The organism is Peptoanaerobacter stomatis, assembly GCF_000238095.2.
GTDB lineage: Bacteria > Bacillota > Clostridia > Peptostreptococcales > Filifactoraceae > Peptoanaerobacter > Peptoanaerobacter stomatis_A.
On sequence record NZ_JH815225.1, the window covers coordinates 1,209,895 to 1,235,975 of the forward strand.

Genomic DNA, 26,081 nt, shown 5'->3' on the forward strand with positions numbered 1-26,081 from the left:
AAATATTATAATAAAATCAATCAACTGTCATTTTATATATAAGATTAATTACGTCTATCTGCTTTTATAAAACATTATTGTAAACTTTACTATTTAACCACAATATTAAGTATCTTTTTAGGCACATATATCTCTTTTACTATTTGTTTTCCGTCTAATAATGATTTTATAATATCTGTTTCCTTTGCTTTTTTTATCGCTTCATCATTAGTGCAATTTACAGGTATTTTTACTGTTCCTTTAACTTTTCCGTTTATTTGTACCGGCATTTCTATCTCTTCTTCTAAAAGCATTTTTTCATCGCATACAGGCCATTTCGCCTTATTAAGCATTGAATTTTCTCCATTTATTACTTGCCATGCCTCCTCAGTGATATGAGGCGCTACAGGATTTGCAAGTATCAACAATGTATTGTAATCTTCCTTGCTTATACGTTTTGCATCATAGACTTCATTTAAAAATGCCATCATAGCAGCAATAGCTGTATTTGCCTTTAAATTTTCATAATCTTCAGATACTTTCTTTATTGTTCTGTTTAATGATTTTTGCAATTCTTTGCTTGAAGGCTCTTCGCTTACAAGCTCTTGCATATTCCATATTCTTTCTACAAATCTATAACTTCCTTTGATATTTTGTGATGACCAAGGAGCTTTTTTCTCAAAATCGCCTATAAACATCTCATATGTTCTGAACGTATCAGCTCCATATGTCTCTACTATCTCATCAGGATTTACTACATTGCCTCTTGATTTAGACATCTTTTGTCCATCTTCACCTAATATCATACCATGTGAAGTTCTTTTTGCATAAGGTTCTTTTGTGTTCACTACACCTATATCATATAGGAATTTATGCCAAAATCTTGAATACAACAAGTGCAAAGTGGTATGCTCCATACCTCCGTTGTACCAATCAACGTTCATCCAATAATCAAGTGCATCTCTTGATGCAAAGGCTTTATCGTTATGAGGATCTGTATATCTTAAAAAATACCATGATGAACCTGCCCACTGAGGCATAGTATCTGTTTCTCTTGTAGCCTTTGCCCCGCATTTAGGACAAGTTGTTTCTACCCAATCTGTAAGTTTCGAAAGCGGAGATTCTCCGTTATCTGTAGGCTCATAACTATCTACTTCCGGTAATCTCAGTGGCAATTCACTCTCATCCATAGGAACATAACCACAGTGCTCACAATGTATTATAGGTATCGGCTCTCCCCAATATCTTTGTCTTGAAAATACCCAGTCTCTAAGTTTGAAGTTTACTTTTTTGTGACCAAGCCCTTCTTTTTCAATATATTCCCCTATTTTTTCAATACCTTCTTTTACTGTAAGACCTGAATAAACTCCTGAGTTTACAAGCTTTGAATTATCGCTCTTATCTATATGCGCTTTTTCATTCACATCTTCTCCGCCTGATATTACCTCTACTATAGGAAGATTAAATTTTTTTGCAAAATCATGGTCTCTTTCATCATGTGCCGGCACACCCATAACTGCGCCTGTACCATAACTCATAAGCACATAATCTGAAACAAAAACAGGTATTTCCTCTTTTGTAAGTGGGTTTATAGCTGATATTCCTTCTATTTTTACTCCTGTCTTTTCTTTTACCATTTCAGTTCTTTCAAAATCTGATTTTTTGGCAGACTCATCTCTATAATTTTTTATATCGGCAAAATTTTTTATTCTGTCCTTAAATTCATCTAATATAGGATGTTCAGGAGATAGCACCATATAAGTAGCACCGAATATAGTATCACATCTTGTAGTAAACACAGTGAGCTTTGTATCTGCAAATTCAAAATCCACTTCCATTCCATATGAACGACCTATCCAATTTATTTGTTGTGTCTTGACTCTTTCTATAAAATCAACTTCATCCAAATCGTTGATAAGTCTGTCGGCATATTCAGTGATTTTTAACATCCATTGGCTTTTTTCTTTTCTGATTACTTCACTGCCACATCTTTCGCATTTTCCGCCTATTACTTCTTCATTTGCAAGTCCTACCTTACAAGATGTACACCAGTTTATAGGCATTTTTTTCTTATATGCCAAGCCTTTTTCAAATAGTTTCAAAAATATCCATTGCGTCCATTTATAATAATCAGGATCTGTTGTGTTTATCTCTCTTGACCAATCAAATGATATACCCAAAGATTTCAACTGTCTTTTAAAATTTGCAATATTATCCTCTGTAACTTTTTTAGGATGGACTTTATTCTTTATAGCAAAATTTTCAGTCGGTAGTCCGAATGCGTCCCAACCTATAGGATAAAGCACATTATAACCTTCCAATCTCTTTTTTCTGGCAACTATATCGAGTGCAGTATATGAACGTGGATGTCCAACGTGAAGTCCCTGTCCTGAAGGATACGGAAACTCTACTAAAGGATAAAATTTAGGTTTTTCGCTACCTTTTTCTGCATAAAAACTCCCCTCTTTATCCCAAATTTCTTGCCATTTCTTCTCTATCTTTTTAAAATTGTACTTATCCATTATTCCCTCCAAAAATATAAGTCATAGCTTATAATATTTATATACAATTTAAGTTAAAAATTATTACATAAGTTATAAAAACAATATGCCTGCAATAAGTTAAATTTGCTATAAATTCATTTTATCATTTTATGTATTTGATAAAGATATTTTAAAAAAAATATATATTTCTAAAATATCTTTTCTATTATATAACAAAAATCTTTAAATTTCAAAAAAATTATTTTTTATAAACACTGTTTCTATATCATGCACTATTTTTTAATTTGTCTTTCTATTTTTACAGTTTTTCCTACACCGTTTACAGCTTTATCATATTTTACTTTAAATTCAAGCGAAACATCATTTCCGTCACTATCTATCTCTTTTAATGTCAAAGTTTCATCTTCTGAAAGCTCTGTATCATTATCTATCAAAAAATATGCCAAATTAAGCAATCTGTTTCTAAGTGTTTCAGGCTCTTCATATGAGTTTAATATTTCCATCTCATCTTTTAAAAATGCCTTCATCCCTATAGTATATGCACTTAAAGTTTCTCCTTCATTCTTGATAAAACCTATATAAATCCAGTTTTCTATCGGCAAAAAATCTCGTTTTATATAGCTTGCTTCGTCTATGAAAACATCAGCCTCAATAACATTATACGGTGTATAAATGGCTATCATATTGTATTGTTGCAAACAGGCATCAGCAATCTTTGTAAACAAAGTCGCAGATTTTACTCTATTTTCTCCGCCTACAACTCCTATTGCCAAATAGCTGTTATGCGACTTGCATCTTTGTACTCCGTCTTCAAACATATAATTAAAACTCGCTTTTAGAGTTATCTCTTCATCAGGTATCTTGGAATCTATAAAATTTATAAAACAATTCATATCTTCTATTGCAAAAGTTACCGAATTTTCACTTTCTTCATATTCGTCCATATCAGCATTTACTTTTATTCCCCAGCGTTGTCTCAAATTTAAAAGTATATGGTTAAGTTCAAACTCTTTTGTAGTCATAAGGCAAAGTCCTGTAAATACATTGTCTTTATCAAAATTATTTTCTAAATTCATAATTTCTCCTAAATTTATATTTTTTTAAGTTATTTCTTCATCTTCATAGCTTATAATATCCATATATCTATCTATTATATTTTTAGTAGGTTCAGCACCGTTTTTTTCTTTATAAAACTCTGTGAATTTTTCCATTTCGCTTTTTTCAAGCATATTTTCAGAAGTGCTTATTATATTTTCTATGCTCATTATAGGACGTATCTCTATTATATCTTTTTTGTTTGATTTTATCTGTCTTATTTCTTCATTGCTTATTATTCTGTCAGTTTTTATATTGATGTATACAAATGAGCTTTCATCTGCTTTTTCTTCACTTATTTTGATGGCGTCTTCTATACTTTCTGCATTCCATATTTCTATTTTTTTGTATATAGGAACATTTATTTCCGTCAAATCTATGCTCTTATCCTCTTGTATATCCACTTGCAATATTACCTTTTTTGCAGTTTTTACTTCCGTTTTGTTGTAATGTATTGGCGAACCGCAGTAATATGCTCTCTTATCAACTCCCGATATACACTGTTTTTTATGTATATGCCCTAAAGCTATATAGTCTGCCGATTTTGGAAATGCTGATGCATCTACAGCATATGCTCCACCTATTGAATAGCCTATCTCATCTTCACTAAGTCTTGCTCTTGTGGTAAAAAGATGTGCTATTATTATATTATACTCATCTGTATTAAAAAACTTTTCTTTTTTACCAACTAAGGCTTCAAATTTTGTCTGAAACGATCTTGCATTTTCTTCTTCACTGTCAAACAAGTCCTGCACGTTTTCATTCAATCTTGCTTCACTTATATATGGAAGTGCCATTATGTTGGCAATTTTCCCGTTTACTTTTACCTTTATAACTCCATCATTACAAGACAACACCTCTGTATTTTTGTACATACCTATATCTATTTTATCATCATTATTTTCGTATATTATGATTCCATGCGTCCTTGCGAGAAGTTTTGCACTTGCAAGTCTTTTCGGACTGTCATGATTTCCCGGTATTATCACTATAAGCGAGGAAGTATTAGATGAAATATTGGTTAAAACATCATAAAACATCTTTTCTGCAACGGCTGAAGGATTGGACGTGTCAAATATATCTCCTGCAATTATTATTATATCCGGCTGAATTTCTCTTGATTTTTCTACAAAAAACTCAAGAAACTTCTCCTGCTCTTCTATTCTTGAATATCCATCCAACGTCTTGCCCAAATGCCAATCACTGCTATGAAGTATCCTCATATTCACCTCTTTTATTTTTGCAAATTAAATAAAAAACCACTCAATATTTATATTTTATCATAAATATGAGCAGTTTTATATATTTATATATTTAAAATCTGTCTATATATCTTTATTTATTACCATAAAAAACAAATTTTATTTTTTATATTTAATATCGTATTGCGCAATAACAATCTCTTGGCATATATATTTATATTTCAATTATTTAATTGAATTACTCTATTTCTCCTGATTATTTATTTTAACAATCTATTCATATATATAATATTTTCTTGTATTTTCTCTAAATTCATCTGCATTTTTTCTATAAAGCTGTTCTATTTCATATGCTGATTTTTTTGCAAGTATAGCATTGCCGAAGGCTTTATTACCGCTTATCTTATAAAACATAGTAGCTCTGCCTTTGCTGTCATAAAAACTCACATTCAACGCTTTTTGTAAATTGGCTGTTGCCATTATATAGTATCCTGTCTTTGCCGGATTAAATGTATGATAGTTTGTAATTTTAAGCTTTACTCCTCCGCTTTGACCTTTATTAAGTGCTATAAACTCTACTCCTTGTAAACCGTAAGAATTTAATTTATCCGCAAGTACAGATGAATTTATGTTTTTACCACCAGACCAAGTAAAATTATCGCCCATACCTATACCCATATTTTCAGATTGACCTGTTGCCATATAGCAAAATGCAGATTCTATATTGGGTATATACGGTGATGTCTGTTTGAAATTAAGTCCTGTATCTTGCCATATCATATCACGTCTGTAATTTCTCATTGCTACAACCTTTAAATCTGCACCTATATTCCTGTTGAAATATCTCGCTAATTCTCCTGCTGTCATACCATGTGCCATAGGCATATTATCTATTCCTACAAATGATTTCGCTTCATCTTGAAGTACAAAACCTTCCACATATTTACAAGAAATAGGATTAGGTCTGTCCAATACCACAAACGTCTTGCCGTATTTTTTGCAAGCCTCCATACATTTATACATAGTTGAAATATATGTATATGTCCTTGAACCTATGTCCTGTAAATCGAATAAAAGCACATCAATATTGGATATCATCTGCTCATTAGGTTCTCTTGTATCTCCATAAAGCGAATAAATCGGCAATTTTGTATCTTTGTCAGTATATGACGATACATAATCTCCTGCCTTTACAGTTCCGTCTATTCCATGCTCAGGTGCATATAGAGATGTAAGTTTTGCATTTTTATATGAATACAATACATTTTTCGTATTTTCCCCTTTTGAGTTTACTCCTGTTTGATTTGTAACAAGCCCCACCTTTTTACCGTCTATCAAATGCTTATATTCATCTGTAAACAGCATTTCATCGCCTAAAATAACTTTGCCGTTTGTAATTACATCACTTTTACCATTTGAAGAGCTGTTTTTACTTAAATTCATATTTGTCTTGTCATTAATCATATACATATCCAAAAACTCATCAATTATCTTAAAATTATCAGCATATGAATTAATGCACATAGTTAGACAAAAAAATATAATACTTAAAAAAATTGTTATTTTCTTCATAAAATCTCCTATATCACTATTTTTTCATCTTTACAAGTTCTATCGCTTCTTTTCCTGTAACGTGTTCTATATCTATTCTAACCATACAAAGCGCTCTTTTCTCTCTTTCTATTGCTTTGTTTCTGTTTTCTTCACTGTCTTCAGGATAGTATTTTATAGACAGCTTTTCTATTGACTCCATAATCTGTTTTTCATCTTCAACTACATATGCCTTTCCAAAAGCTATAACGCTTCTAAAATAAGTCGTATATTCCTCTTTTACTATATCATCTTTATCTATTATGCAAAATGAAACTTTTGCATTTTTCTTTATAGCATCAAGTTTATGTCCTGATTTCGCACCGTGAAAATATATTTTTGAATCATAGTACACATAGCTTACAGGCACAGCATATGGATAATCATCATCTCCAATAACGGCAAGCACTCCTGATGTAGATTTTTCCAAAATTTTCGTAACTTCCTCATTTGATAAAATCTGCTTTTTTCTTCTCATTTCTCTAAACATAATATATCCCCTTACAAAATAATTTTAAAGTTGTATAATTATCATATAATACTAATAAACTGTATAAATAAATTTACTTTTATATAGTTAAATGAATTAAATACAATGTCTACAAAATATATTGCACTATTTTAAATAAAAATAATCTTTATCGTTCACTATAATCGTTTTATAGCCACTTAAAAATCATTCGTTCAAAAAGCGTTTATAAGCAATCTTTGGCTTAATTTATAAGAAATTATTTTTTCGTAGTTAAAACTAAATGAATTATATATTTAGTTTTATATTAATTGTGATTTTTTCAGATATTTTATTATATAACATTTTAATATTATATTCAAATTACAAATAAATATCTATTTTTTTACTACAATATTAAAATCATAAGTCTATAAATATTTTAATTAAAAGTATAAAACTCTTATGTATTAACAATAACAGTTTTATATAATTAGACATAGATATTTTTTATTGTTCTCAAATTTATTTTATGTAAATATTAATATATTTTTTTATTACATTGTTTTAAATATATGCTATAATAAATTATCAATTAATTATTTCTAATACCTGAGTAAAAAGATTATATAATTAATTATACGTTGATGTTCTTTATTATAACATTTTTATGAATTACAACTATAATTGGTACTGATATTATCTCTAATTTTGCAAAAATATATTGCTATTATCTTTAACTCAACATTTTTGCCAAATTAAAAATTTTCTCTGTTTTAAGTTATTAATTGTATTTTAATCTTACATAGTTTTTTAAATAGCTTTTAATATAAAATATTTTTTTGAACAGGAGGGCATTTATTTATGAAAAGACAAATTAAAAACAATGTGTATTGGATTGGAAAAATAGATTGGGAGTTGGAAGAATTTCATGGCTCGGACTATTCTATAAACAACGGCTCAAGCCAAAACGCATATCTCATATTAGAAGATAAAAAAGTGTTAATAGATACTGTGTGGAGACCTCATTCACATGAATTTGTTGAGAATTTAGAAAAAGAAATAGATCTCAATGAAATAGACTTCATCGTTATGAATCACGGCGAAGTTGATCACTCCGGTTCATTGCCGTATCTTATGAGCAAAATTCCGAACACGCCTATTTACTGCACAGCAAACGCTGTAAAATCAATAGTCGGTCAATATCATCATCCTGAATGGAATTTTAACGTTGTAAAAACAGGGGACAGCATACCTGTTTCAAAAGATAAATCTCTTGTATTTGTAGAGATGAAAATGTTACATTGGCCGGACAGTATGGCTACCTATTTGACAGGCGACAATATTTTATTTTCCATGGACGCTTTCGGGCAACACTTTTCAGTAGCTGAATTATTTAATGACAAAGCTGATCAATGTTTACTTATGGAAGAAGCATTAAAATATTATGCCAACATATTATCGCCATTCTCTCCACTTGTTAAGAGAAAATTAGAAGAAATAGGTAAAATGAATTTAAACATTGATATGATTGCACCAAGTCATGGTGCCATATGGAGAGATAATCCACTTCAAATAGTTGAAAAATATGCTCTATGGTGTGACAATTACAAAGAGGATCAAATAACGGTAGTATATGATACTATGTGGGAAGGCACTATGAAACTTGCTCACGCCTTAGCTGATGAGTTAAAATCTCAAAGCCCTCAAACAGTAGTAAAATTATACAATATATCTAAAACCGACAAAAATGATGTAATGACAGAGGTATTCAAGTCAAAAGCAATAGCTTTAGGTTCTCCTACTGTAAGCAAAAGCATATTATCATCAGTAGGCGGTTGGTTGCATTTCTTACAAGAACTTTCATTTAAAGGAAAAAAAGCTGCTGTATTCGGATGTTACGGATGGTCCGGTGAAGGAAATAAAGTGCTTAGAGAAGAACTCAAAAAAGCCGGTTTTGAAGTTATAGAGCAAGAGGAGCGTTGCAGTTGGAACCCTACAGAAGAAAATTTTGCCCATCTTAAAGATATAGCAAACGAACTTTTAAAATAGATTAAAAATATAGCGGTGTAATGCTGAACAAAAATATCAATCAGCATTGCACTGCTTTTATTTATTGTATCGCTATTTTGTTAATGCTATTACACCTAATTAAATAAGCATATAATAAAAATACTAAATTAAATGTATTTGATTTATATGAACTCAAACGCATTTTTTATATTCTAATATTACATAGCTTTTTAAACAAGTTTCAGTATAATATTTTTTAAATATTTAAAATAAATACTCTCACTATCCAAATAACGCACAAATGTAAAGGATAGAATATATAAAATATCCATTTTGAAAATTTATCGCTACTACCATGCTTACCGTTGTAAAACAACAACAGCATAAAAGGTAAAAGATACCCAATCCAATAATAATCATTATAAAATTTGAAATTGCCATCGTATACCAAATTCCAAAACGGACCTGCAAAAAAGTCCAACAAGCCCAAATTCAAAACTATTACTAAAAAATATCCTGCAAGCTGATTTTTTAGATTACCATAGTAAAAATCAAATACAAGCATTATTATTATACAAAGCTCACCATAATCAGCAGGTATACTTATTATCATAAGCAAGTATATGATTATCGCTTTTAAAAAGACATTTTTTACTGTTCTTCTCGTATGAACCGCCAAAACTCCAAGCAATATATTAAAAATTATGTTCAGTCGCAATATGTTGAACGTATCTCTCCACGCGTACATAAATGGTATGTAACTTATAATTGCAAATATAAAAAGCCTAAAAATGTATTTCTTCAAACTTTTTGTGTGATGATATCCCTCCACCGCACAAAAAAACATAATCGGACCTGTAATTCTTCCTATTATATCAAATACCAAATATACTGTCATATCCTCAGGTATAAATGCAATATCTATATGATCTATAAGCATAGCTGTAATTGCGATATATTTTAAAGCATTTACAGAAAGCCCTTCTTTAAAAATTTTTTTAACTTCGCCGACTCCCATATTCAAAACTCCTCTATCTATACTATGATTAGATTATAAATTCTAAAACATCAGTTCTCTTATACTAAAATCTTATATAATAATGGAAAATCTAACAATTAATTTTTCTGGTAGACTATGTATATTAATTTTATATAATTATACAAGTTATCCATAATTTTATTAGAAAATAGTATTAATTAAAATAAAATATATATTTTCCACTTATTTCAGTATAATAATTATACACTATAACATTGTAATTGAAAAATACACATCTTTAATGTATAATCATTATATAACGCAGTCATATGATTTATTTAAAATATTTTTTAAATTTTTACTAAGTAAAAGAGGTATCCTTATGAAAAATAAATTATATTACATCTTGATTGTAATTTTAATCATATACAATGTATTTCTCATAAATAAGCACTCTTCATTAAAAAAAGAGCTAATACAAATTCAAAAAATATCTACAAACGAAAAGAAAAAATCAGATATTAATGCTCATACCGATAATCCATATGAGCTTGCTGACAGCAAATATCTTGATAATATAAAAAATATTCATATTTCATCAGATACTATGAGTATAAAATTCAGCATAGATGCATACAATGTTGAAGATATAGTGCGTGATACCGATAAATGCCTGAATAAAACCGCTCAAAGTGTAAGTATACAAGAAGATAAATACATAATATTGGAATACAGATAAGGGTTTGATATGAAGATAAAAATGCAATCTATAAAAAAATCAGAGCTGTTCATAATGTTTATATTACTCGCAAACTTACTTATAATAACAATACCCTACAGTATAAAAAACATAAAAATTAAACAGCAGATAAACAATGTGCAAATTTTAGAAACAAAAAACAATGAAAGCATCGACTTTTATAAAATTTACAAAGATTTTAACGATATTTTAAATAAATTAGACTTGAATACAACTTACAAAAATTCTACTATATCTCAAAATTCAATGACTATAAATATAAAATTCCACTCAAACATAAATATGCTCACCAATTTGTTGGCTTACATACATAAAAATATACCTAATATGTCAATAATATCTGCCAATATAGAAAATGATACCAAGGAAGAAAACGAAATAACATTTTATATAGAAAATCAACATTAAAAAACAATACTATCATCTAATTAAAATGTTTAAATATATTTTAATTTATAAATAGAGCTGGATATTAATACGATAATAAATTTGAAAATATATCAAAAATATGGTATATTAATTTGCCGGATACTTTACTTAAATTATGAGGTGAAATTTGAATATAGAAATAGATAATATAAAAACAAATTACATAGATTGTGGAAGTGGAGACACTATAGTGCTGTTGCACGGCTGGGGTTCCAATATAAACTTGTTAAACACCCTAACAACATCACTTAACGCAAACTATCGTGTAATCGCATTAGACCTTCCGGGGTTCGGTCAAAGCAGTGAGCCCGATTATGCTATGAACGTAGACGATTACACAAATTTTGTCATAAACTTTATAAATAAATTAGGCATAAAAAAGACACATATATTGGGACATTCTTTTGGCGGAAGAATAATAATTAAAATGGTGAGCAAGCAAAATCTTCCTTTTCAAATAGACAAGATAGTACTTGTAGACTCTGCCGGAATAAAACCGAAAAAAAGTCTTAAAGTAGCATTTAAAATAAAAATTTTCAAGCTTTCAAGAAAATTATTTGAAGGCACTATACTTGGTAAAATGTATCCCAATTTCATAGAAAATATGCGAAATAAAAGCGGTTCCGCTGATTATAACTCTGCAACACCTATAATGCGTCAAATATTGGTAAATGTAGTAAACGAAGATCTGACACCGCTAATTTCTAATATAAAAAATGAAACTCTGCTTGTATGGGGAGATAAAGATGATGCAACACCTATACAAGACGCATATACTATGAACAAACTCATAAAAAACAGCGGACTTATAACTGTAAAAAACGCCGGACATTACAGTTATTTGGAACAGAAAGATTATGTAAATTCTGCTATATCAGCTTTCTTATCATAAATTTTTAATGAATTTATAATATTACATCAAATTTGTAAAAAAACGGAGAACATATGATATATATTTTCATAATATCGAATATATCAGCATTTATTTCACTTCTGATATATCACACACATATTTTTCAACTTAATTCGTACAACGAAATAGAGGAAAATAACTGGCTTAGAGAGAATTATTATCCGATACTTGGTAGAAATCTCGGACTTATAATTTCAGCCTTATTCATCTTCATATTCAGTTTTAAATTCCAAGTGGCAGGTTTAATAATAGCTACTATACTTAACATACTGACAGCAATTTTAAACAGAGAAAAAAATTCTAAAATACCTCTTAAATATACAAATAGAGTAAAAAGAATGCTCTTTACCGTTTGCATTATGTATATAATAATGCTCTTATTTTTAATAATAGACCATAATTTTTTATATTTTGCAGTTTTAGAAGTTATATGTATGATAACACCATATATGCTACTGCTGTCAAATACAATAAATAAGCCTATCGAAAAACACATAAATGACGGCTTTATAAACGATGCCAAACGCAAAATCAATTCAATGAATAATTTAACCGTAATAGGTGTAACAGGTAGTTACGGTAAAACAAGCGTAAAACATATATTAGGAAAATTACTCAGCAAAGACTACAACGTACTCATAACACCAGGCAATTATAACACAACTCTTGGTGTAGTAATTACAATAAGAGAACATCTAAGTCCCATACATGACATATTTGTATGTGAAATGGGAGCAAAATCACTTGGAGAAATAAAAGAAATCTGTGATATTGTAAATCCGCGTTATGGTATAATTACATCCATAGGAATGCAACATCTCGAAACTTTTCTCAGCTTGGAAAATATAATAACAACAAAATTTGAATTAGCAGAAGCACTTCCTGATTCAGGAACTGTATTTTTAAACTACGACAATGAGTATATAGTAAATCATCACATAAACAAAAATATAATCTCATACGCCGTCGACAACAAAAACTCAAACTTTGTTCCATATGACTTACAGGTAGACGAAAACGGTTCAAGTTTTAAATTAGATATAGATAACACACCTACATCATTTAAAACAAAAGTGATCGGAAAACACAACGTGTTAAATATTACAGGTTGTATAGCTGTTGCGCACGAGTTAGGTGTGGACACAAGCACATTAATTCAAAGAGTCGCACAATTAGAACAGGTAGAACACAGACAACAGATAATAAAAAAAGATTTTGGGCTTATAATAGATGACGCCTATAATTCCAATCCAAGCGGTGCAAAATCTGCATTAGATACATTGTCAATGTTTGATATGACAAAAATAGTGGTAACACCCGGAATGATAGAGCTTGGAGACAAACAATATGAGCTTAACAAAGAATTTGGCAAGCAGATAGCAGATGTTGCAGATTATATAATACTCGTAGGCAAAAAACAAACCCTACCTATACAAGACGGAATAAAAGAAAAAAATTATGATGAAAAAAATCTGTTTATAGAAGAAAGTATGCAGAAAGCTCTCTCACTTGCATATACGCTTAAAACAGATAAACAAAAAGCAATTCTTATAGAAAATGATCTGCCTGATAATTATTAATCCATCATTTTCCATTATTAATTAGATACTGATTAAGATAAAAAAAGTGATTTTAAATCATATGTATTTTATGTATTACAGCGATTTAAAGTCACTTTTTTATTTTTTTACAAGCATTTTTCATAATACAGTTATACTATTTTCTAATAAAATTATGGATAACTTATATAATTATATAACATCAATATAAATAGTTTATTAAAAAAATTAATTATTATGTTTTTCCATTGTTCTATTAGATTTTAGTATTAAATCCTCTTTGGTTTTTATACTATGCGTTTTTTATACGATTGCTTTATCTCATATTATATATAACTTTTTCAAAAGTCTTTAGCATCACTATGTTTTCAAATTGGTTGATTTATAAATACATAAAGCACACAGCTCCTAATATCATAGATAAAAATACTGTTAAATTTATCTTTTTTATCTTAGCTTCAGACATAATCCATACACCCTTTCATAAAATCTCTATATTTTTAAAATGATTATAATTTTTATTTTTAATATTATTATACAGCATTTTAAAAATATATCAAGAGTTTTTAAAAATATTTTTCTTATGAAAATAATTTTTATTGACAAACATTATTTATTATCTTATAATTTAGAAAAGGAGATATGATTTTTATGTTTGAACAGTTACTTATTAGTCATTGTGCCCCTACTTTAGCAGGTATAAAAGTTGCCAATATGTTTATGTATAACGGTAGCAACCCGTACAGAGATGTAAAACATTGGAATAATATATTAAACGCTTTCGGATTGAAGCTTATGATTATAAAAAAATCTGAAAATAAAGCCCTCATATACATATATAGAGTATCTATGCTCAGCCATCTGCTAAATTTGGCTGAAATACAAAATTTTTTAAAGGATTATGGATATACAAATTTTGATGATATGTCTTCGATTTTAAACCAACTTGTGAAAAGATTCAAATACTCTTCTTTTCCACATGAGATAGGTATATTTTTGGGATATCCTCTTGAAGATGTTAAGATGTTCATACTAAACAGGGGAAAAAATTACAAATGTTGTGGCATATGGAAAGTGTACTGCAACGAAAAAAAATCAACAGAAATTTTTGAAAGCTATAAGCATTGTACGTCTTCATTTTTAAATTTATTTTTAAGCGGTAAGAACATAACTAGTTTATGTGTGGCTTGATATTTATCACATTGAAAAAACTTATTAATATATTTTAATTAAACTGTTGAAATAATTATTTTATATCTTAATGATAAGAAAATATCTTCTAAAAAATATTCATTTTACAAACAGTATTTATCATAAATTTTAATTAAATGATGATATTAATAAAAATTTTGCAAATTTGAATTTTTTATATTGTGTTTATAATGGCAAAGACCATTTATATAAATTTTTATATGTGATACTGAGCTATGTTTAAAACATTATTTTTAATTTATATATTTCTTAAAATATTATTTTTTAATTGTTGCTCGGTATAAAAATTAAATCATAAAGGAGTAGTTAAAAATGAGTAAAGTAGCAGTTGTTTATTGGTCAGGTACAGGAAATACAGAAGCTATGGCTAATGCAGTAGTTGAAGGCGCAAAAGCTGCAGGTGCTGAAGTGGATTTAATATTCAGTGATGATTTTGGCCCTGATAAATTGGATGATTACGAAGCAATAGCATTCGGCTGTCCTGCAATGGGTAATGAAGAACTTGAAGAATCAAGTTTTGAACCTATGTTTGCAAGCGTAGAAGGAAATCTTGGCGGAAAGAAAATAGCTATATTCGGTTCTTATGAATGGAATGACGGTCAATGGATGAAAGATTGGGAAGAAAGAGTTAAAGGCGGAGCAGGAAATCTTGTATATCCGGCACTTCCTGCATATGACAATCCTGATGCGGATGCTCTTGAAAAATGTAAAGAACTTGGAAAAGCTCTTGCATAGTAGTTATAACACCTATTAAATAATTTAAGGGACTGTAAGTAAAATCAGTCCCTTTTTTTATGATATTTATTATACTAATACTATTTTCTAATAAAATTATAGATAACTTGTATAATTATATAAAATTAATATATAGTCTACAAGAAAAATTAATTATTATGTTTTTCCGTTATTCTATAAGATTTTAGCATAAAAGCAAAAAAACTTATATATCTATTAATTAAATAAATATTTATATGATATTCTCAAATATATTAAAATATCGATGTTTGATTGAATATTAGTATTAAAATCTCGGCATATCCTTTATAAGTTTTTTTGTATAATCTGATTTCGGATTTGACACCAATTCTTTTGACGTCCCCATATCCACTATCTTGCCGTCTTTTAATACTATCATACGGTCAGATATATTGTATGCCATTGCGAGATTATGCGTTACCATTATCATGCTCATATCTATTTCTTTATGAAGTTTTTTTATCTCGTCCATTATTTTCTTTTGAACTGTAGCATCTAATGCTGATGTAGGCTCGTCCATTATCATAATATCCGGCTTTAACATAAGTGCCATAGCTATAGACACCCTTTGTTTCATACCTCCGCTTAACGAATATGAATAACTTTCCCATATAAAATCAGGGTCGAGTTTTACACTTTCAAGGACATTTTTTCCAATATCTATACTCGAATCTTTATCTAAGTTGAAATTATATTCAAACATTTGAATTATCTGCTTGCCTATCTTTATATTAGGATTTATTGTGCTTCCCGGTTCTTGGAATACTACTCCTATTTTCTTGCCAAGCATATTTCTTATTCCTTTATTTTTAATAGGATTAGAAAATATACTTTCTCCTAAAACTTCAAATTTATTTGCATACGCTCTTGCAGTTTGTGGCATAATTCCGTAAATCGCTCTCAAAATACTCGACTTACCGCTACCGCTTTCTCCTACTATTGAAAGTATCTCTTTTTTACCAAGTTCAAACGATATATCATATAAAACCTGCTTTTTTTTATAGAACATATTAAGCTCATCTATTTTTATAAGATATGTCATATACACCGCCTTAATAAATATTGCTTTAATATATCTGATGTCAGAACATATTTAGATAAAATATCTATGTTTAATTGGATAATTTGAAAAACATTTATTTTTTACTCATATGCTTTATCATACAAATAAAAATATTTATAATCTCCACATTATTTTCTTGAATATAATTTTGTATACATTAAAAACATAATAATCAGCTCATTAGGCTGTCTTTTTTATAATTTAAATAATCCTGCATATAATCAGCAAAAAAATTGAATACAAATACTGTAAAAAATAGAGCAAAACCTGTATAAATCATATAAGATGGTGCCAACTGCATATAATCCTTCGACTCTGATAGCATTAAACCAAGCTCAGGTCGTGGCGGTTTTACTCCTAAGCCCAAGAAGGCAAGCCCTGAAAATCTAAGCATTGCACTACTGAAATTTAATGATGCGAATACAATCAGTTGTGGCAAAATATTCATAAAGATATATCGAAATATTATCTGCTTATTATCACATCCATGAAAAATTGCCGTTTTCATATATTCATTATCTTTTACGGATATTGTCAAAGCAAGAGACATTCTTGCATATTCTGCCCAACCGGATATGACAAGTGCAATAATTGTATTAAAAACTCCTTGACCAAGCACACCGACTATTGCAATACTGAGTACCAATCCGGGAAATGCAAGCATAACATCTGTAAATCTCATTATTATACTCTTTACTTTTCCTCCCTTATATCCTGCTACAATCCCAAGCACAGTGCCTATGACAAAATTTATCAAAACTGTTATCAAACTTATCAATATAGATGATTGTATTCCCAAAATAATTCTGGAAAACAAATCTCTACCCATATGGTCACAGCCCATTATATGAACACTATCGCTCTTTGCCAAAACATCTCTCGCATCTGAATAATACGGATCAAACGGAATTATATATTTTGCAAAAACAGATATAAATATTAAAATGCTCATCATCATGAGCAAAAAAATAAAAAATATCTTTTTTGAAATATTCAGATTTAAAAAATAGTCCATAAACTCTCCAATTAAAATTTCACAGTTTGCCGAAAATATCTTATGCTAAACCCTATTTATACTAATATTGATCCACATAGATACCATGTTCAAATCCCTTAAGTTATACTTTTTAGCATATCTTTTTTGAAAGATATTATATCTTATTTTTCTCTTTTGCACCGTTATTTTATAGAAGTTTAGTATTAGACAAAATATCTACGTTCAATTAAATAACCATATTAATCTATATCTTTACTTTGCTCTTTTGGCTTAAAGTATACATAAGATATATCCACAAAAAAATTTATTATTGCAAACGCACTTGCAATCCACAAAGTATATATCTGTATCATAGGCAAATCTCTATGTCCTATAGAATCTACAACTTGAGAAGAAATTCCGGGATAGTTAAATATGATTTCACACGCAGATGTACCTCCAAGCAGATTTCCGAAACTAAGAGCCAAAAATGTGATTATTGACAACATACTGCCTCTTAAAATATGAAGTACTATTATCTTGTCAGGCAAGCCTCTTACTATTTCACCTGCTACATAATCCTTGTTAAGCTCCTCCACCAAAGAAGCTCTTAATTGTTTTATAGCTCTTCCGGACAGTATAATTCCTAATGTCATTGACGGCATGATCATATTTTTAAATGCAACTCCTCCTATTATAGGAAACACTCTAAATTTCAACCCAAATATAAAAAGTATTATAACGCCTAAATAAAAATCAGGCATAGACATAGAAAATACGCTTAAAAGCCTGATTATAGCATCTGTTATACTGTTTTTCTTAATCGCAGAGATAATTGCAATAGGAAAAGATATTAAAAAACATATGAAAAAAGCAAATATTGTAAGTTTAAGTGTATTTTTAAGTGCTGACGAAAACTCTTTAACGACCGGCTCTCCGGAAGAATAACTGTTCCCAAAATCAAATCTTACAATATCCGCAAGCCAAGAAGTATATCTGACAAAAAACGGTCTGTTAAGCCCCATCTGCTCTCTTGTTTTTTCAAGTAACTCTTCAGATGGAGGTACACCCTTTTCACTCAATTTAATATATGCCGGATCTCCGGGAGATATACTTACAAGTGCAAAAGATAAAAAAGAAATACCCACAAGTATTATTATGAGTTGCAATAATCTGCTTAATACAAGCTTTTTCAAGTATACCTCCCAGAAAACTTTTATTTACAATAAAAATATGCTAAATCTAATTTTTGCTTATATTTTAAAAAATACTATAAATTAAAATATGACTTATTCTATAGTAACATCGCTATTTATTTGATAATAGTCTATCGGCGATAATTCAAAGCCTTTCACATTATTTTTTCTGCTTACTGAGTTTTGTGTGTATATGAAAAATATATTTTTCGCTTCTTTCACAATTATACTGTTAGCTTCTGTTGCAAGTGATTTTTGCTTTTCCGGATTAGATTCTGATTTTAGCAATTCTGCTATTTCATCTATTCTCTCGTCAGAAAAATATCCATTAAAATTGTTTGTTGCACCTGTTTTAAATCCTAAATTTAACAATTTCAACGGATTTGCACTTGTAGCAACTGTCCACGAATCAAATCCTATATCAAAATCACCTGCATTATAGTTATCTACCGCTTGTTTATCAAAAGATATGAGTTCTGCATCTATTCCCACTTTTTTAAACTCTGTTTGAATATACTGTGCAATTATAGGCATTTCAGGTCTTGATATATAATATGTTATTCTTAATTTTACATCTTTACCATCTTTTTCTAATATTCCATCTCCATTAGTATCCTTTAAGCCTGATTCTTCCAACAATGATTTTGCTTTTTTTACATCATATTTGTATACATCAGTTTTATTATCATTGTATCCAAGAGATTCAGGATATGGCATATATGCAGGTAAACCTGAAGATGCAAGAGTTACATTTGCCAATGTTTCTTTATCTATGGCATAATTTAATGCCTGCCTTACTTTTTTGTCTTGTAAAAACTCATTTTTAGGATTAAGCATTGCGTATATTAATCTCATAGATGGTATTCTTTCCACCTCAATATCTTTTTCTTTTTCAAGTACAGATAATTGTTGTGTTCCAAGTCCCACAGTAACATCTATTTCTCCGGATTGAAGCGCCAACATCCTCGTATTTGCATCAGGTATGAAAATATATTTAATTGTGCTTAATTTAGCTTTGTTGCCATAATAATCTTCAAATGACGCCATTACAGCTTCCTTTTCCGGAGTATAACTTTCTACTTTAAATGGTCCGGTTGCAATAGGTTTTACGTTAAAATCTTCCGTATTTTTCCCTTCCTCGCTATCAACTATCGCAAACATAGGATCTGCCAAAGACTGTGCTATGTATGGAGATATTTCTTTTGTTTTTAAAACGACTGTGTTATCTCTTACTTCAAATGTGCATCCATCAAGAGCCTCTTTCGCTCTGTCATTCAATTCAACACTTCTTTTTATACTTTCCATTACAGCTGTCGCATCACAAGTTTTTCCATTGTGAAATTTAACATTATCTCTTATTTTAAATTCCCACGTATTTTCATCTACTTGTTCAAATTCTTCCGCTAAAAAAGGTATTGTCTTTAAATCTTTATCTACCTTTACAAGCGTTTCTCCTACACCCATTTTTACGGTATCCCAACCTTGCCAGCCTATCGCAGGATCCAATCCGACATCAAAAAATGCCACTCCCACGTTTAAAGCCTTTTGACTGTTTTCTCCACTTTTATTCGCTTCATTTGAAGATGAACAGCCAAATAGTAGAGACGTACATATCACAGATGATATAATAAATGTCGCAAGTTTTTTCAATTTCATATAATTCCTCCTATTTACAATTTAATTGCATCAATATGGCAATAATTTACAAAAAAATAATCGCACACGTAAATAATTATACTAAATAAAATTTATAAACACAAGATATAAATTTAACTATTTTTATACAATAACTTCATATTAAATTTAAAAAATCATTTTCAAAAAACCTATACTTAAAACATAGACATCAAGGCTCCAAGCACTGTACTTCCAACCATTGCAAGCAATGCAAGTATAGCCACTATCGCCAATGTTTTTTGTTTAGTTTTGCGTCTTTTAGCTATATCTGAAATATCGCTCTTCCTTACCTTAGATGATTCTATATTTTTCTTTTTAACTTTCTTATTTGAATTCATTTATTCCTCCAAAAATATTTTTGAATATATATTCAATACATACTGAAAAGTAGAGTGTATTAATTTATATTGTATAGTTTTAACAATATTTGAACAAAGTTTATTTTTTGTGTCAAATATTTTGAATTTAACTACATTTTAATCAATACTGCTCTAAATTTTCAGATATGTTATGATATTTTTTTCAATTATTACTACGATATGATTTTTAAAGCAGTTGTACTGCTGTATTTTTATCTACTTCAAAAATCCCTTTTATTTTTATATGCTTTTCTTGTATCAACACTTTTGCTTTTTCTATATCTTCTTTGTTTATCTGTAAAGATATTCCACAGCTGTTGCTTATAGCTCTTGGTGTAGGTACTACCATTTTTTGAAAATTAATTTCATCAAAATATTTATCTGCAAGCATAGCGTAATTGGTCGACTCAAAACTTATAACTATCATACGCTCATCTTACTTTCTGCGTTATTTATTGAATCAACTATATCATACATATTACCGACAGTTCCTACTTTCAACTCTTCTTTCAAGCCGTAAAAATCTAAACAAGTACCACAAGATATGATTTCTACACCTTCATTTTCAAGGACTTTTAGATTTTTTATAACCTCTTCATTTTGTGTAGTGAGCTTTACTCCTGAATTTACAAAAATAACTTTGCTTGGATATGGTTTTGATTGAGTAAGTGAAAATACAAATGATTTCATAAGTATAGCTCCAAGCTCATCGTCTCCGCTTCCCAAATATTGAGTCTTTACAAGCAACACCATTCCTTTTTTATGTTCTTCAACTTTTACACTTGAATTTTTCACTATTGTTATTATGAATTTACCTGCATCATCTTTTGCAGTATAACTCAAATTCATTGAATTTGCTAACTTGCTGACATTTTCTTTTGCTGTTTCATTATCGACAATAACATCTAATGTTATGCTTTCATTTTCTTCCAACATATTTTTTGCCTTTACTACAGGCATAGGACATTCAAGTCCTGTACAATCAAGTGTATGTTTCATTTTTCTTCTCCTTATAGTTTTAAAGTTGTAAAATATAATTAAAATTTTATTTATTTTTTTGACTTTTTTACAAAATATAAAAGAAAAAATATTTCGGTCAAAACTTATAGTCACTTATGATATTTTTTAGCTAAATTACAATAGCAAATACATATTTTTTATCAAAAATATATGGCTATTTTCTATACATTGAATAAATTCATAAATATATTATACGTGTATAGTGGAGACATCAACGCTGAATTTGCAAATATTTCTTTAATCTGAACTGTTAATACATAATCTGAAACTTTATCTATAAAATACACTATAAGCATCATTATAAGCAGCGATTTTACCAAGCCGTATGCAAATCCCAAAATTTGATCGCTCACCTTAAGTGTATCATCATCTGTAACATCCTTCAATATTTTAAATACTATAAAAACTATTATGCTTACAAATATAAATATTGAAAGTATCAATATTGCCTTATCCAAAAAATCAGTATATGCAAGATTTGGAAGGCTTTTTGACAAATAATCTTTTATATATTTCAAAATCAGTTTTATATTGTTGTCTGCAAACAGCATTTTAGAAAAAGCTGTATATATAAAATAAGTCGCAATTATTCTTATAACAAATCCGAAACTTATAAATATTGACTTTACAAAGCCGTTTTTTACTCCAATTATCACATTATATAAAGTAAATATGATAATAAAAATATCTATGTTGTTTATTGTATTCATATTCCCCCTAAAACTTATAATAGTTCATCAAATCTCACCAATAGTCTGATTTTATCAACTTTCATATGATTAATATGGTATGGCAAAAGTCCTTATTCCACCGTTAAAAAACACAATCAACTTATTATTTGAAAGCAATATACTCTTATCTATGACTTCTTGAACCACATAGTCTTTTTTGTCAGAATAAATTTCGCTTTTGCTTACATAGACAACCTGTGATACATTGGTAAACATATTGATTATAGGCTCTTTAAAACTCTTTTCTTCTACTAAATTTCCGGCTTTATCGAATATTCTTACGTTTTTTTCTCCATCTTGTAAATATATCTTGTCATTTGCTATTATCATTCTCTCAAATGATGCTTGAGCAGATACTTTTGACACATTTTTAAAATCTTTATCCATTATATAAAGCGCTGTAGGATCTAATATCAATATATTGTTTCCCAATACATCAAGTGCCATAGTCACTAAATTTTTATAATTTTGAAAAAGTTGCGGTTCATATTTAAAATCATATACATATATTGAGTTTATAACATCTAACTCATTTACAACTTGTATGCTGACAAACAAATTATTTGTTCTTTCTTCATATGCTACAGTATTTACAAGACCGTTCGGGTAATTTATGTCTTTTTTCTTCTTCAAATCTTTATCATATATTATTATACCGTCCGTATTTACTCCCGTACTGTACTGCAAGACTACATCGGAATTTTTAAGCGGATAAATGTTTTGACCATTTTCTACAAATTTGACTTGGCTAACAATTTCTCCGTCTTTGCTTATTTTATATAAAATTTTTTCTGTCTTATCAAGTATATATATGTCTTCTGACATAGTTTTTATGACATAATTGCTCGCAACTAATCTAAGAGTAAATAAGTCTTTAAAGGTATCACTTTTTCTAATGAGTTTTTTTCCATCATATATCAAAAATGTGTTTTGAAACGGTAAAACACTCATATTGCTGTTATATTCAAACTGCACTTTCGTTTCCATATCTTCGTTTTTGCTGTTATGCTTGTTTATATATATAGCTGTCCATATAATTATAGCAATTACAAAAAATATAGATATTGCCAATAATTTTTTTTTCATCATTTCTCCATCTTAATTCATTAAAAAATCTATCGGAATTATAATAAATTCATTTTTATTTTAAAACTGCTAATTCCATTTTTAGATATGCTTTGTATTTATAACATTTTTTTATTAGTGTGATACAGTATTTCCAATATATAAAAAACTAATAACCTATCCATTATATATTTTAGCTTCATATATTTAAACCTGAATTTGATTTTATGCTTTTTACAGCCGATATGAATTTATCTGCTTCATTCATATTATTGAAGTATGATAAAGACGCTCTTATAAATCCGCTTTCCAATGTCCCCAAATATCTATGTCCAAGCGGATTACAATGAAGACCTCCTCTAACGGCTATGTCATATTTCAAATCCAAAACTCCTGCCACAAATGATGAATCCAAGCCGTCTATATTGAATGACACTATACCTGCAAGCTCATCATTAAGAGGCGTATATACTGTTACACCTTCTATTTCTATTAATTTTCTTATTATATATTTGGCGAGAGCATTTTCCTTTGCTCCTATTATATCTATTCCGACAGAATTTATCCACCTTATGCCTTCCAACAAACTCTTTATCCCTACTACGTTAAGTGTACCCGTTTCCAATTTATCAGGCATTATTTCAGGCTGATGGATGTCATCTGAAAAGCTTCCTGTTCCTCCATACAAAACAGGTTTTACTTTTGCTTGTTCATTTGCATATATAAAACCTGTACCTGTAAATCCATAAAGCGATTTATGACCGGGTGCGCATAAAATATCTATATTCATCTTTTGCACATCTATATTTTTTTTACCTGCGCTTTGAGCTGCATCGACCATAAAAAGTATATTATATTTTTTTGTTATCTGCCCTATTTTTTCTATATCATAAAATGTTCCGACAAGGTTGTTTGCATGACTTAAAACTACCATTTTTGTGTTAGGCTTTATATTGTTTTCTATATGATAATCTTTTATAGTCATATCTTCATCAGGATTTAGATATGTTATCTCTATATTTTTTTCTGACTTTATATGTTCAAGTGCTCTTATTATGGAATTGTGTTCCAATACACTTGTTATGACATGATCATTTTCTTCCAAATTTGAAAATATCCCTATATTAAGTGCCTCTGAACAATTCTTTGTAAATGCTATATCAGTAGGGTCATTTATATTAAACATATTTGCAATTTCAAATCTACATTCAAAAACTTGCCTTGATGATTCTATGCTCATCTTATGTGCTGAACGTCCGGGATTGGCACATGAAGTTTTTAAAAACGAAAAAGTGTTTGCAGTGACTTTTTCCGGTTTTGGAAATGTAGTTGCAGAATTATCAAAATAAATCATATCAACCCTCCAGTTTTATAATAATTATTTCTTATATTTTTAATAACTTTTCAAACCACGAATATTTATATTCCATTTGATGTATATAAATGAAAATTCGACTCTATCAGATAATGACTATGCCAATCTTTTAAACAAATAAAAGTATAAATAATATGATGCTATTATCCAATAAACAATAGATTTTTTTAACACAATTATCAAAATACATCAATTTAAAATAGTGTTTAGTATATGCTGAAAATAAATATACAATAAATTTTACAAAATATTTTCTATTATATCTCTAAGCTGTTCATATGAATAAAACTCTATGTTTATGCTACCTTTTTCTTCGCTTTGCCTTTTTATATCTACTTTTGTTGCCAACTTTTCTTCCAACATCTCTATTATCTGTTCATCTTCATCAAACACATCATTCTTTTTATTTTTTTTGATTTTTACAGCTTTTTCCACATCTCTTACACTAAGTCCGCTTGATATTATTTTTTGAGCCAATTTTTTTCTTTTATCTATATCTTTTTCTGCAAGCAATGCTCTGGCATGACCTTCGCTTATCTTGTCTTCCTGGAGCATTTTTTTTGTGGTATCATCTGCTGTCAATATTCTAAGTTTATTTGTAATATACACCCTTGTTTTTCCAAGTATTTCAGACAACTCCTCATGAGTGTAATTTTTTGCATTTTTAAGTGATAATATAGCCTCCGCTTCTTCAAGCGGTGTAAGATTTTCTCTTTGTATATTTTCTATAAGTGCAATTTCAGCTATATTTTCATCATCCTTGACTATAACATCTACATATTCCAAATTAAGAATTTTACAGGCTCTATATCTTCTCTCCCCTGCAACTATTTGATAATAATTGTCTATTTTTTTGACAAGTATAGGCTGTAATAAACCGAATTTTTTAATAGATTTTGCAAGGTCTTCTATCTGAGCTTTGTCAAATGTCTTGCGTGGCTGATTTTCATCCTGCCTTATTAGATTTATATTTAATTTTTGTATTTCCATAATAATTACCTGATAAAATAATACTATATACAACTAAAACTTTAATTTAAATACCGGTTAAAGGTGTATTATGCTTATATACTTAAAACTTTATATTTTTTTAACCACAAACTCTATAAAATTTAGAAATTTTATAATTTATAACAATACAATAGACAATTATAGTCAATTAAATTTTAAAAGTTTTACA

At 29.0% G+C, this 26,081-nt stretch carries 24 protein-coding genes; 7 read left to right on the forward strand and 17 right to left on the reverse strand.

Features of this window, described 5'->3' with window-relative positions:
- Positions 1-89: 89 nt before the first annotated feature.
- The 5 genes from leuS to HMPREF9630_RS05125 form a co-directional block, all read right to left on the reverse strand.
- Positions 90-2,501 (reverse strand): leucine--tRNA ligase, encoded by a 2,412-nt coding sequence (gene leuS, locus HMPREF9630_RS05105; RefSeq protein WP_009527464.1) that lies wholly within the window; start codon positions 2,499-2,501, stop codon positions 90-92.
- A 254-nt stretch (positions 2,502-2,755) separates the two neighbouring features.
- Positions 2,756-3,559 (reverse strand): DUF4261 domain-containing protein, encoded by an 804-nt coding sequence (locus HMPREF9630_RS05110; RefSeq protein ID WP_009527465.1) that lies wholly within the window; start codon positions 3,557-3,559, stop codon positions 2,756-2,758.
- 24 nt (positions 3,560-3,583) lie between these two features.
- Positions 3,584-4,801 carry an exonuclease SbcCD subunit D gene (locus HMPREF9630_RS05115; RefSeq protein ID WP_009527466.1) on the reverse strand — a complete coding sequence of 406 codons (1,218 nt, stop codon included), beginning with the start codon at positions 4,799-4,801 and terminating at the stop codon, positions 3,584-3,586.
- A 252-nt stretch (positions 4,802-5,053) separates the two neighbouring features.
- Positions 5,054-6,352: a DUF1343 domain-containing protein gene (locus HMPREF9630_RS05120; RefSeq protein WP_009527467.1), complete on the reverse strand. Its 1,299-nt coding sequence runs from the start codon at positions 6,350-6,352 to the stop codon at positions 5,054-5,056.
- 16 nt (positions 6,353-6,368) lie between these two features.
- Positions 6,369-6,860: a pyridoxamine 5'-phosphate oxidase family protein gene (locus tag HMPREF9630_RS05125; RefSeq protein WP_009527468.1), complete on the reverse strand. Its 492-nt coding sequence runs from the start codon at positions 6,858-6,860 to the stop codon at positions 6,369-6,371.
- An 822-nt stretch (positions 6,861-7,682) separates the two neighbouring features.
- On the opposite strand from HMPREF9630_RS05125, the gene HMPREF9630_RS05130 reads away from it, so the two are divergent.
- Positions 7,683-8,870 (forward strand): oxygen-binding di-iron domain-containing protein, encoded by a 1,188-nt coding sequence (locus HMPREF9630_RS05130; RefSeq protein ID WP_009527469.1) that lies wholly within the window; start codon positions 7,683-7,685, stop codon positions 8,868-8,870.
- A 217-nt stretch (positions 8,871-9,087) separates the two neighbouring features.
- Here the strand turns inward: HMPREF9630_RS05130 and HMPREF9630_RS05135 are convergent, their stop codons facing one another.
- Complete coding sequence (locus tag HMPREF9630_RS05135; RefSeq protein WP_009527470.1) at positions 9,088-9,849, reverse strand: TraX family protein; 762 nt, start codon at positions 9,847-9,849, stop codon at positions 9,088-9,090.
- 343 nt (positions 9,850-10,192) lie between these two features.
- Here HMPREF9630_RS05135 and HMPREF9630_RS05140 point away from each other — a divergent pair, with 343 nt between their 5' ends.
- From HMPREF9630_RS05140 to HMPREF9630_RS05165, 6 genes are all read left to right on the forward strand, one after another.
- On the forward strand, positions 10,193-10,549 hold the full coding sequence (locus HMPREF9630_RS05140) for a hypothetical protein (RefSeq protein WP_009527471.1): 357 nt from the start codon (positions 10,193-10,195) through the stop codon (positions 10,547-10,549).
- A gap of 9 nt (positions 10,550-10,558) precedes the next feature.
- Positions 10,559-10,978: a hypothetical protein gene (locus tag HMPREF9630_RS05145; RefSeq protein WP_009527472.1), complete on the forward strand. Its 420-nt coding sequence runs from the start codon at positions 10,559-10,561 to the stop codon at positions 10,976-10,978.
- A gap of 148 nt (positions 10,979-11,126) precedes the next feature.
- Positions 11,127-11,891, forward strand: coding sequence for an alpha/beta fold hydrolase (locus HMPREF9630_RS05150; protein WP_009527473.1), 765 nt, complete (start codon positions 11,127-11,129; stop codon positions 11,889-11,891).
- 53 nt (positions 11,892-11,944) lie between these two features.
- Positions 11,945-13,492 carry a Mur ligase family protein gene (locus HMPREF9630_RS05155; RefSeq protein ID WP_009527474.1) on the forward strand — a complete coding sequence of 516 codons (1,548 nt, stop codon included), beginning with the start codon at positions 11,945-11,947 and terminating at the stop codon, positions 13,490-13,492.
- A 630-nt stretch (positions 13,493-14,122) separates the two neighbouring features.
- Positions 14,123-14,662: a DUF3793 family protein gene (locus HMPREF9630_RS05160; protein WP_009527475.1), complete on the forward strand. Its 540-nt coding sequence runs from the start codon at positions 14,123-14,125 to the stop codon at positions 14,660-14,662.
- A gap of 333 nt (positions 14,663-14,995) precedes the next feature.
- On the forward strand, positions 14,996-15,418 hold the full coding sequence (locus tag HMPREF9630_RS05165; protein WP_009527476.1) for a flavodoxin: 423 nt from the start codon (positions 14,996-14,998) through the stop codon (positions 15,416-15,418).
- Positions 15,419-15,704: 286 nt separating this feature from the next.
- Here HMPREF9630_RS05165 and HMPREF9630_RS05170 read toward each other — a convergent pair whose 3' ends face one another.
- The 11 genes from HMPREF9630_RS05170 to HMPREF9630_RS05220 form a co-directional block, all read right to left on the reverse strand.
- Complete coding sequence (locus HMPREF9630_RS05170) at positions 15,705-16,481, reverse strand: ATP-binding cassette domain-containing protein (RefSeq protein WP_009527477.1); 777 nt, start codon at positions 16,479-16,481, stop codon at positions 15,705-15,707.
- Between the two features lie 193 nt (positions 16,482-16,674).
- Entirely contained in the window at positions 16,675-17,517 is an 843-nt protein-coding gene (locus HMPREF9630_RS05175; protein ID WP_009527478.1) for an ABC transporter permease, read from the reverse strand.
- Positions 17,518-17,738: 221 nt separating this feature from the next.
- Positions 17,739-18,674 (reverse strand): ABC transporter permease, encoded by a 936-nt coding sequence (locus tag HMPREF9630_RS05180; protein ID WP_009527479.1) that lies wholly within the window; start codon positions 18,672-18,674, stop codon positions 17,739-17,741.
- Positions 18,675-18,767: 93 nt separating this feature from the next.
- Complete coding sequence (locus HMPREF9630_RS05185; protein WP_009527480.1) at positions 18,768-20,330, reverse strand: ABC transporter substrate-binding protein; 1,563 nt, start codon at positions 20,328-20,330, stop codon at positions 18,768-18,770.
- A 176-nt stretch (positions 20,331-20,506) separates the two neighbouring features.
- Positions 20,507-20,689, reverse strand: a complete 183-nt coding sequence (locus HMPREF9630_RS05190) for a DUF4044 domain-containing protein (RefSeq protein WP_009527481.1) — start codon at positions 20,687-20,689, stop codon at positions 20,507-20,509.
- A 208-nt stretch (positions 20,690-20,897) separates the two neighbouring features.
- Entirely contained in the window at positions 20,898-21,137 is a 240-nt protein-coding gene (locus HMPREF9630_RS05195) for a putative Se/S carrier protein (protein ID WP_009524325.1), read from the reverse strand.
- The gene (yedF, locus tag HMPREF9630_RS05200) at positions 21,134-21,709 is read right to left on the reverse strand and encodes a sulfurtransferase-like selenium metabolism protein YedF (protein ID WP_009527482.1); all 576 of its coding nucleotides are present in this window, start codon (positions 21,707-21,709) and stop codon (positions 21,134-21,136) included. The genes HMPREF9630_RS05195 and yedF overlap by 4 nt, the downstream gene beginning before the upstream one ends.
- A 182-nt stretch (positions 21,710-21,891) precedes the next feature.
- Positions 21,892-22,440 carry a CvpA family protein gene (locus HMPREF9630_RS05205; RefSeq protein WP_009527483.1) on the reverse strand — a complete coding sequence of 183 codons (549 nt, stop codon included), beginning with the start codon at positions 22,438-22,440 and terminating at the stop codon, positions 21,892-21,894.
- 69 nt (positions 22,441-22,509) lie between these two features.
- Entirely contained in the window at positions 22,510-23,547 is a 1,038-nt protein-coding gene (locus HMPREF9630_RS05210; protein ID WP_009527484.1) for a hypothetical protein, read from the reverse strand.
- A gap of 178 nt (positions 23,548-23,725) precedes the next feature.
- Positions 23,726-24,880: an aminotransferase class V-fold PLP-dependent enzyme gene (locus tag HMPREF9630_RS05215; protein ID WP_009527485.1), complete on the reverse strand. Its 1,155-nt coding sequence runs from the start codon at positions 24,878-24,880 to the stop codon at positions 23,726-23,728.
- A 261-nt stretch (positions 24,881-25,141) separates the two neighbouring features.
- Positions 25,142-25,891, reverse strand: a complete 750-nt coding sequence (locus tag HMPREF9630_RS05220; RefSeq protein ID WP_009527486.1) for a ParB/RepB/Spo0J family partition protein — start codon at positions 25,889-25,891, stop codon at positions 25,142-25,144.
- Positions 25,892-26,081: the final 190 nt, after the last annotated feature.

Excerpts from the sequence above, each read along its gene's own strand:
- HMPREF9630_RS05160 (WP_009527475.1), top strand. The coding sequence starts at position 14,123 with ATGTTTGAACAGTTACTTATTAGTCATTGTGCCCCTACTTTAGCAGGT.
- HMPREF9630_RS05125 (WP_009527468.1), bottom strand. The coding sequence starts at position 6,860 with ATGTTTAGAGAAATGAGAAGAAAAAAGCAGATTTTATCAAATGAGGAA.
- HMPREF9630_RS05195 (WP_009524325.1), bottom strand. The coding sequence starts at position 21,137 with ATGATAGTTATAAGTTTTGAGTCGACCAATTACGCTATGCTTGCAGAT.
- HMPREF9630_RS05215 (WP_009527485.1), bottom strand. The coding sequence starts at position 24,880 with ATGATTTATTTTGATAATTCTGCAACTACATTTCCAAAACCGGAAAAA.
- HMPREF9630_RS05210 (WP_009527484.1), bottom strand. The coding sequence starts at position 23,547 with ATGAAAAAAAAATTATTGGCAATATCTATATTTTTTGTAATTGCTATA.
- HMPREF9630_RS05190 (WP_009527481.1), bottom strand. The coding sequence starts at position 20,689 with ATGAATTCAAATAAGAAAGTTAAAAAGAAAAATATAGAATCATCTAAG.
- HMPREF9630_RS05110 (WP_009527465.1), bottom strand. The coding sequence starts at position 3,559 with ATGAATTTAGAAAATAATTTTGATAAAGACAATGTATTTACAGGACTT.
- HMPREF9630_RS05205 (WP_009527483.1), bottom strand. The coding sequence starts at position 22,440 with ATGAATACAATAAACAACATAGATATTTTTATTATCATATTTACTTTA.
- HMPREF9630_RS05145 (WP_009527472.1), top strand. The coding sequence starts at position 10,559 with ATGAAGATAAAAATGCAATCTATAAAAAAATCAGAGCTGTTCATAATG.
- HMPREF9630_RS05140 (WP_009527471.1), top strand. The coding sequence starts at position 10,193 with ATGAAAAATAAATTATATTACATCTTGATTGTAATTTTAATCATATAC.
- HMPREF9630_RS05220 (WP_009527486.1), bottom strand. The coding sequence starts at position 25,891 with ATGGAAATACAAAAATTAAATATAAATCTAATAAGGCAGGATGAAAAT.
- HMPREF9630_RS05165 (WP_009527476.1), top strand. The coding sequence starts at position 14,996 with ATGAGTAAAGTAGCAGTTGTTTATTGGTCAGGTACAGGAAATACAGAA.
- HMPREF9630_RS05135 (WP_009527470.1), bottom strand. The coding sequence starts at position 9,849 with ATGGGAGTCGGCGAAGTTAAAAAAATTTTTAAAGAAGGGCTTTCTGTA.
- HMPREF9630_RS05175 (WP_009527478.1), bottom strand. The coding sequence starts at position 17,517 with ATGGACTATTTTTTAAATCTGAATATTTCAAAAAAGATATTTTTTATT.
- HMPREF9630_RS05155 (WP_009527474.1), top strand. The coding sequence starts at position 11,945 with ATGATATATATTTTCATAATATCGAATATATCAGCATTTATTTCACTT.
- HMPREF9630_RS05115 (WP_009527466.1), bottom strand. The coding sequence starts at position 4,801 with ATGAGGATACTTCATAGCAGTGATTGGCATTTGGGCAAGACGTTGGAT.
- HMPREF9630_RS05120 (WP_009527467.1), bottom strand. The coding sequence starts at position 6,352 with ATGAAGAAAATAACAATTTTTTTAAGTATTATATTTTTTTGTCTAACT.
- yedF (WP_009527482.1), bottom strand. The coding sequence starts at position 21,709 with ATGAAACATACACTTGATTGTACAGGACTTGAATGTCCTATGCCTGTA.
- HMPREF9630_RS05170 (WP_009527477.1), bottom strand. The coding sequence starts at position 16,481 with ATGACATATCTTATAAAAATAGATGAGCTTAATATGTTCTATAAAAAA.
- leuS (WP_009527464.1), bottom strand. The coding sequence starts at position 2,501 with ATGGATAAGTACAATTTTAAAAAGATAGAGAAGAAATGGCAAGAAATT.
- HMPREF9630_RS05130 (WP_009527469.1), top strand. The coding sequence starts at position 7,683 with ATGAAAAGACAAATTAAAAACAATGTGTATTGGATTGGAAAAATAGAT.
- HMPREF9630_RS05185 (WP_009527480.1), bottom strand. The coding sequence starts at position 20,330 with ATGAAATTGAAAAAACTTGCGACATTTATTATATCATCTGTGATATGT.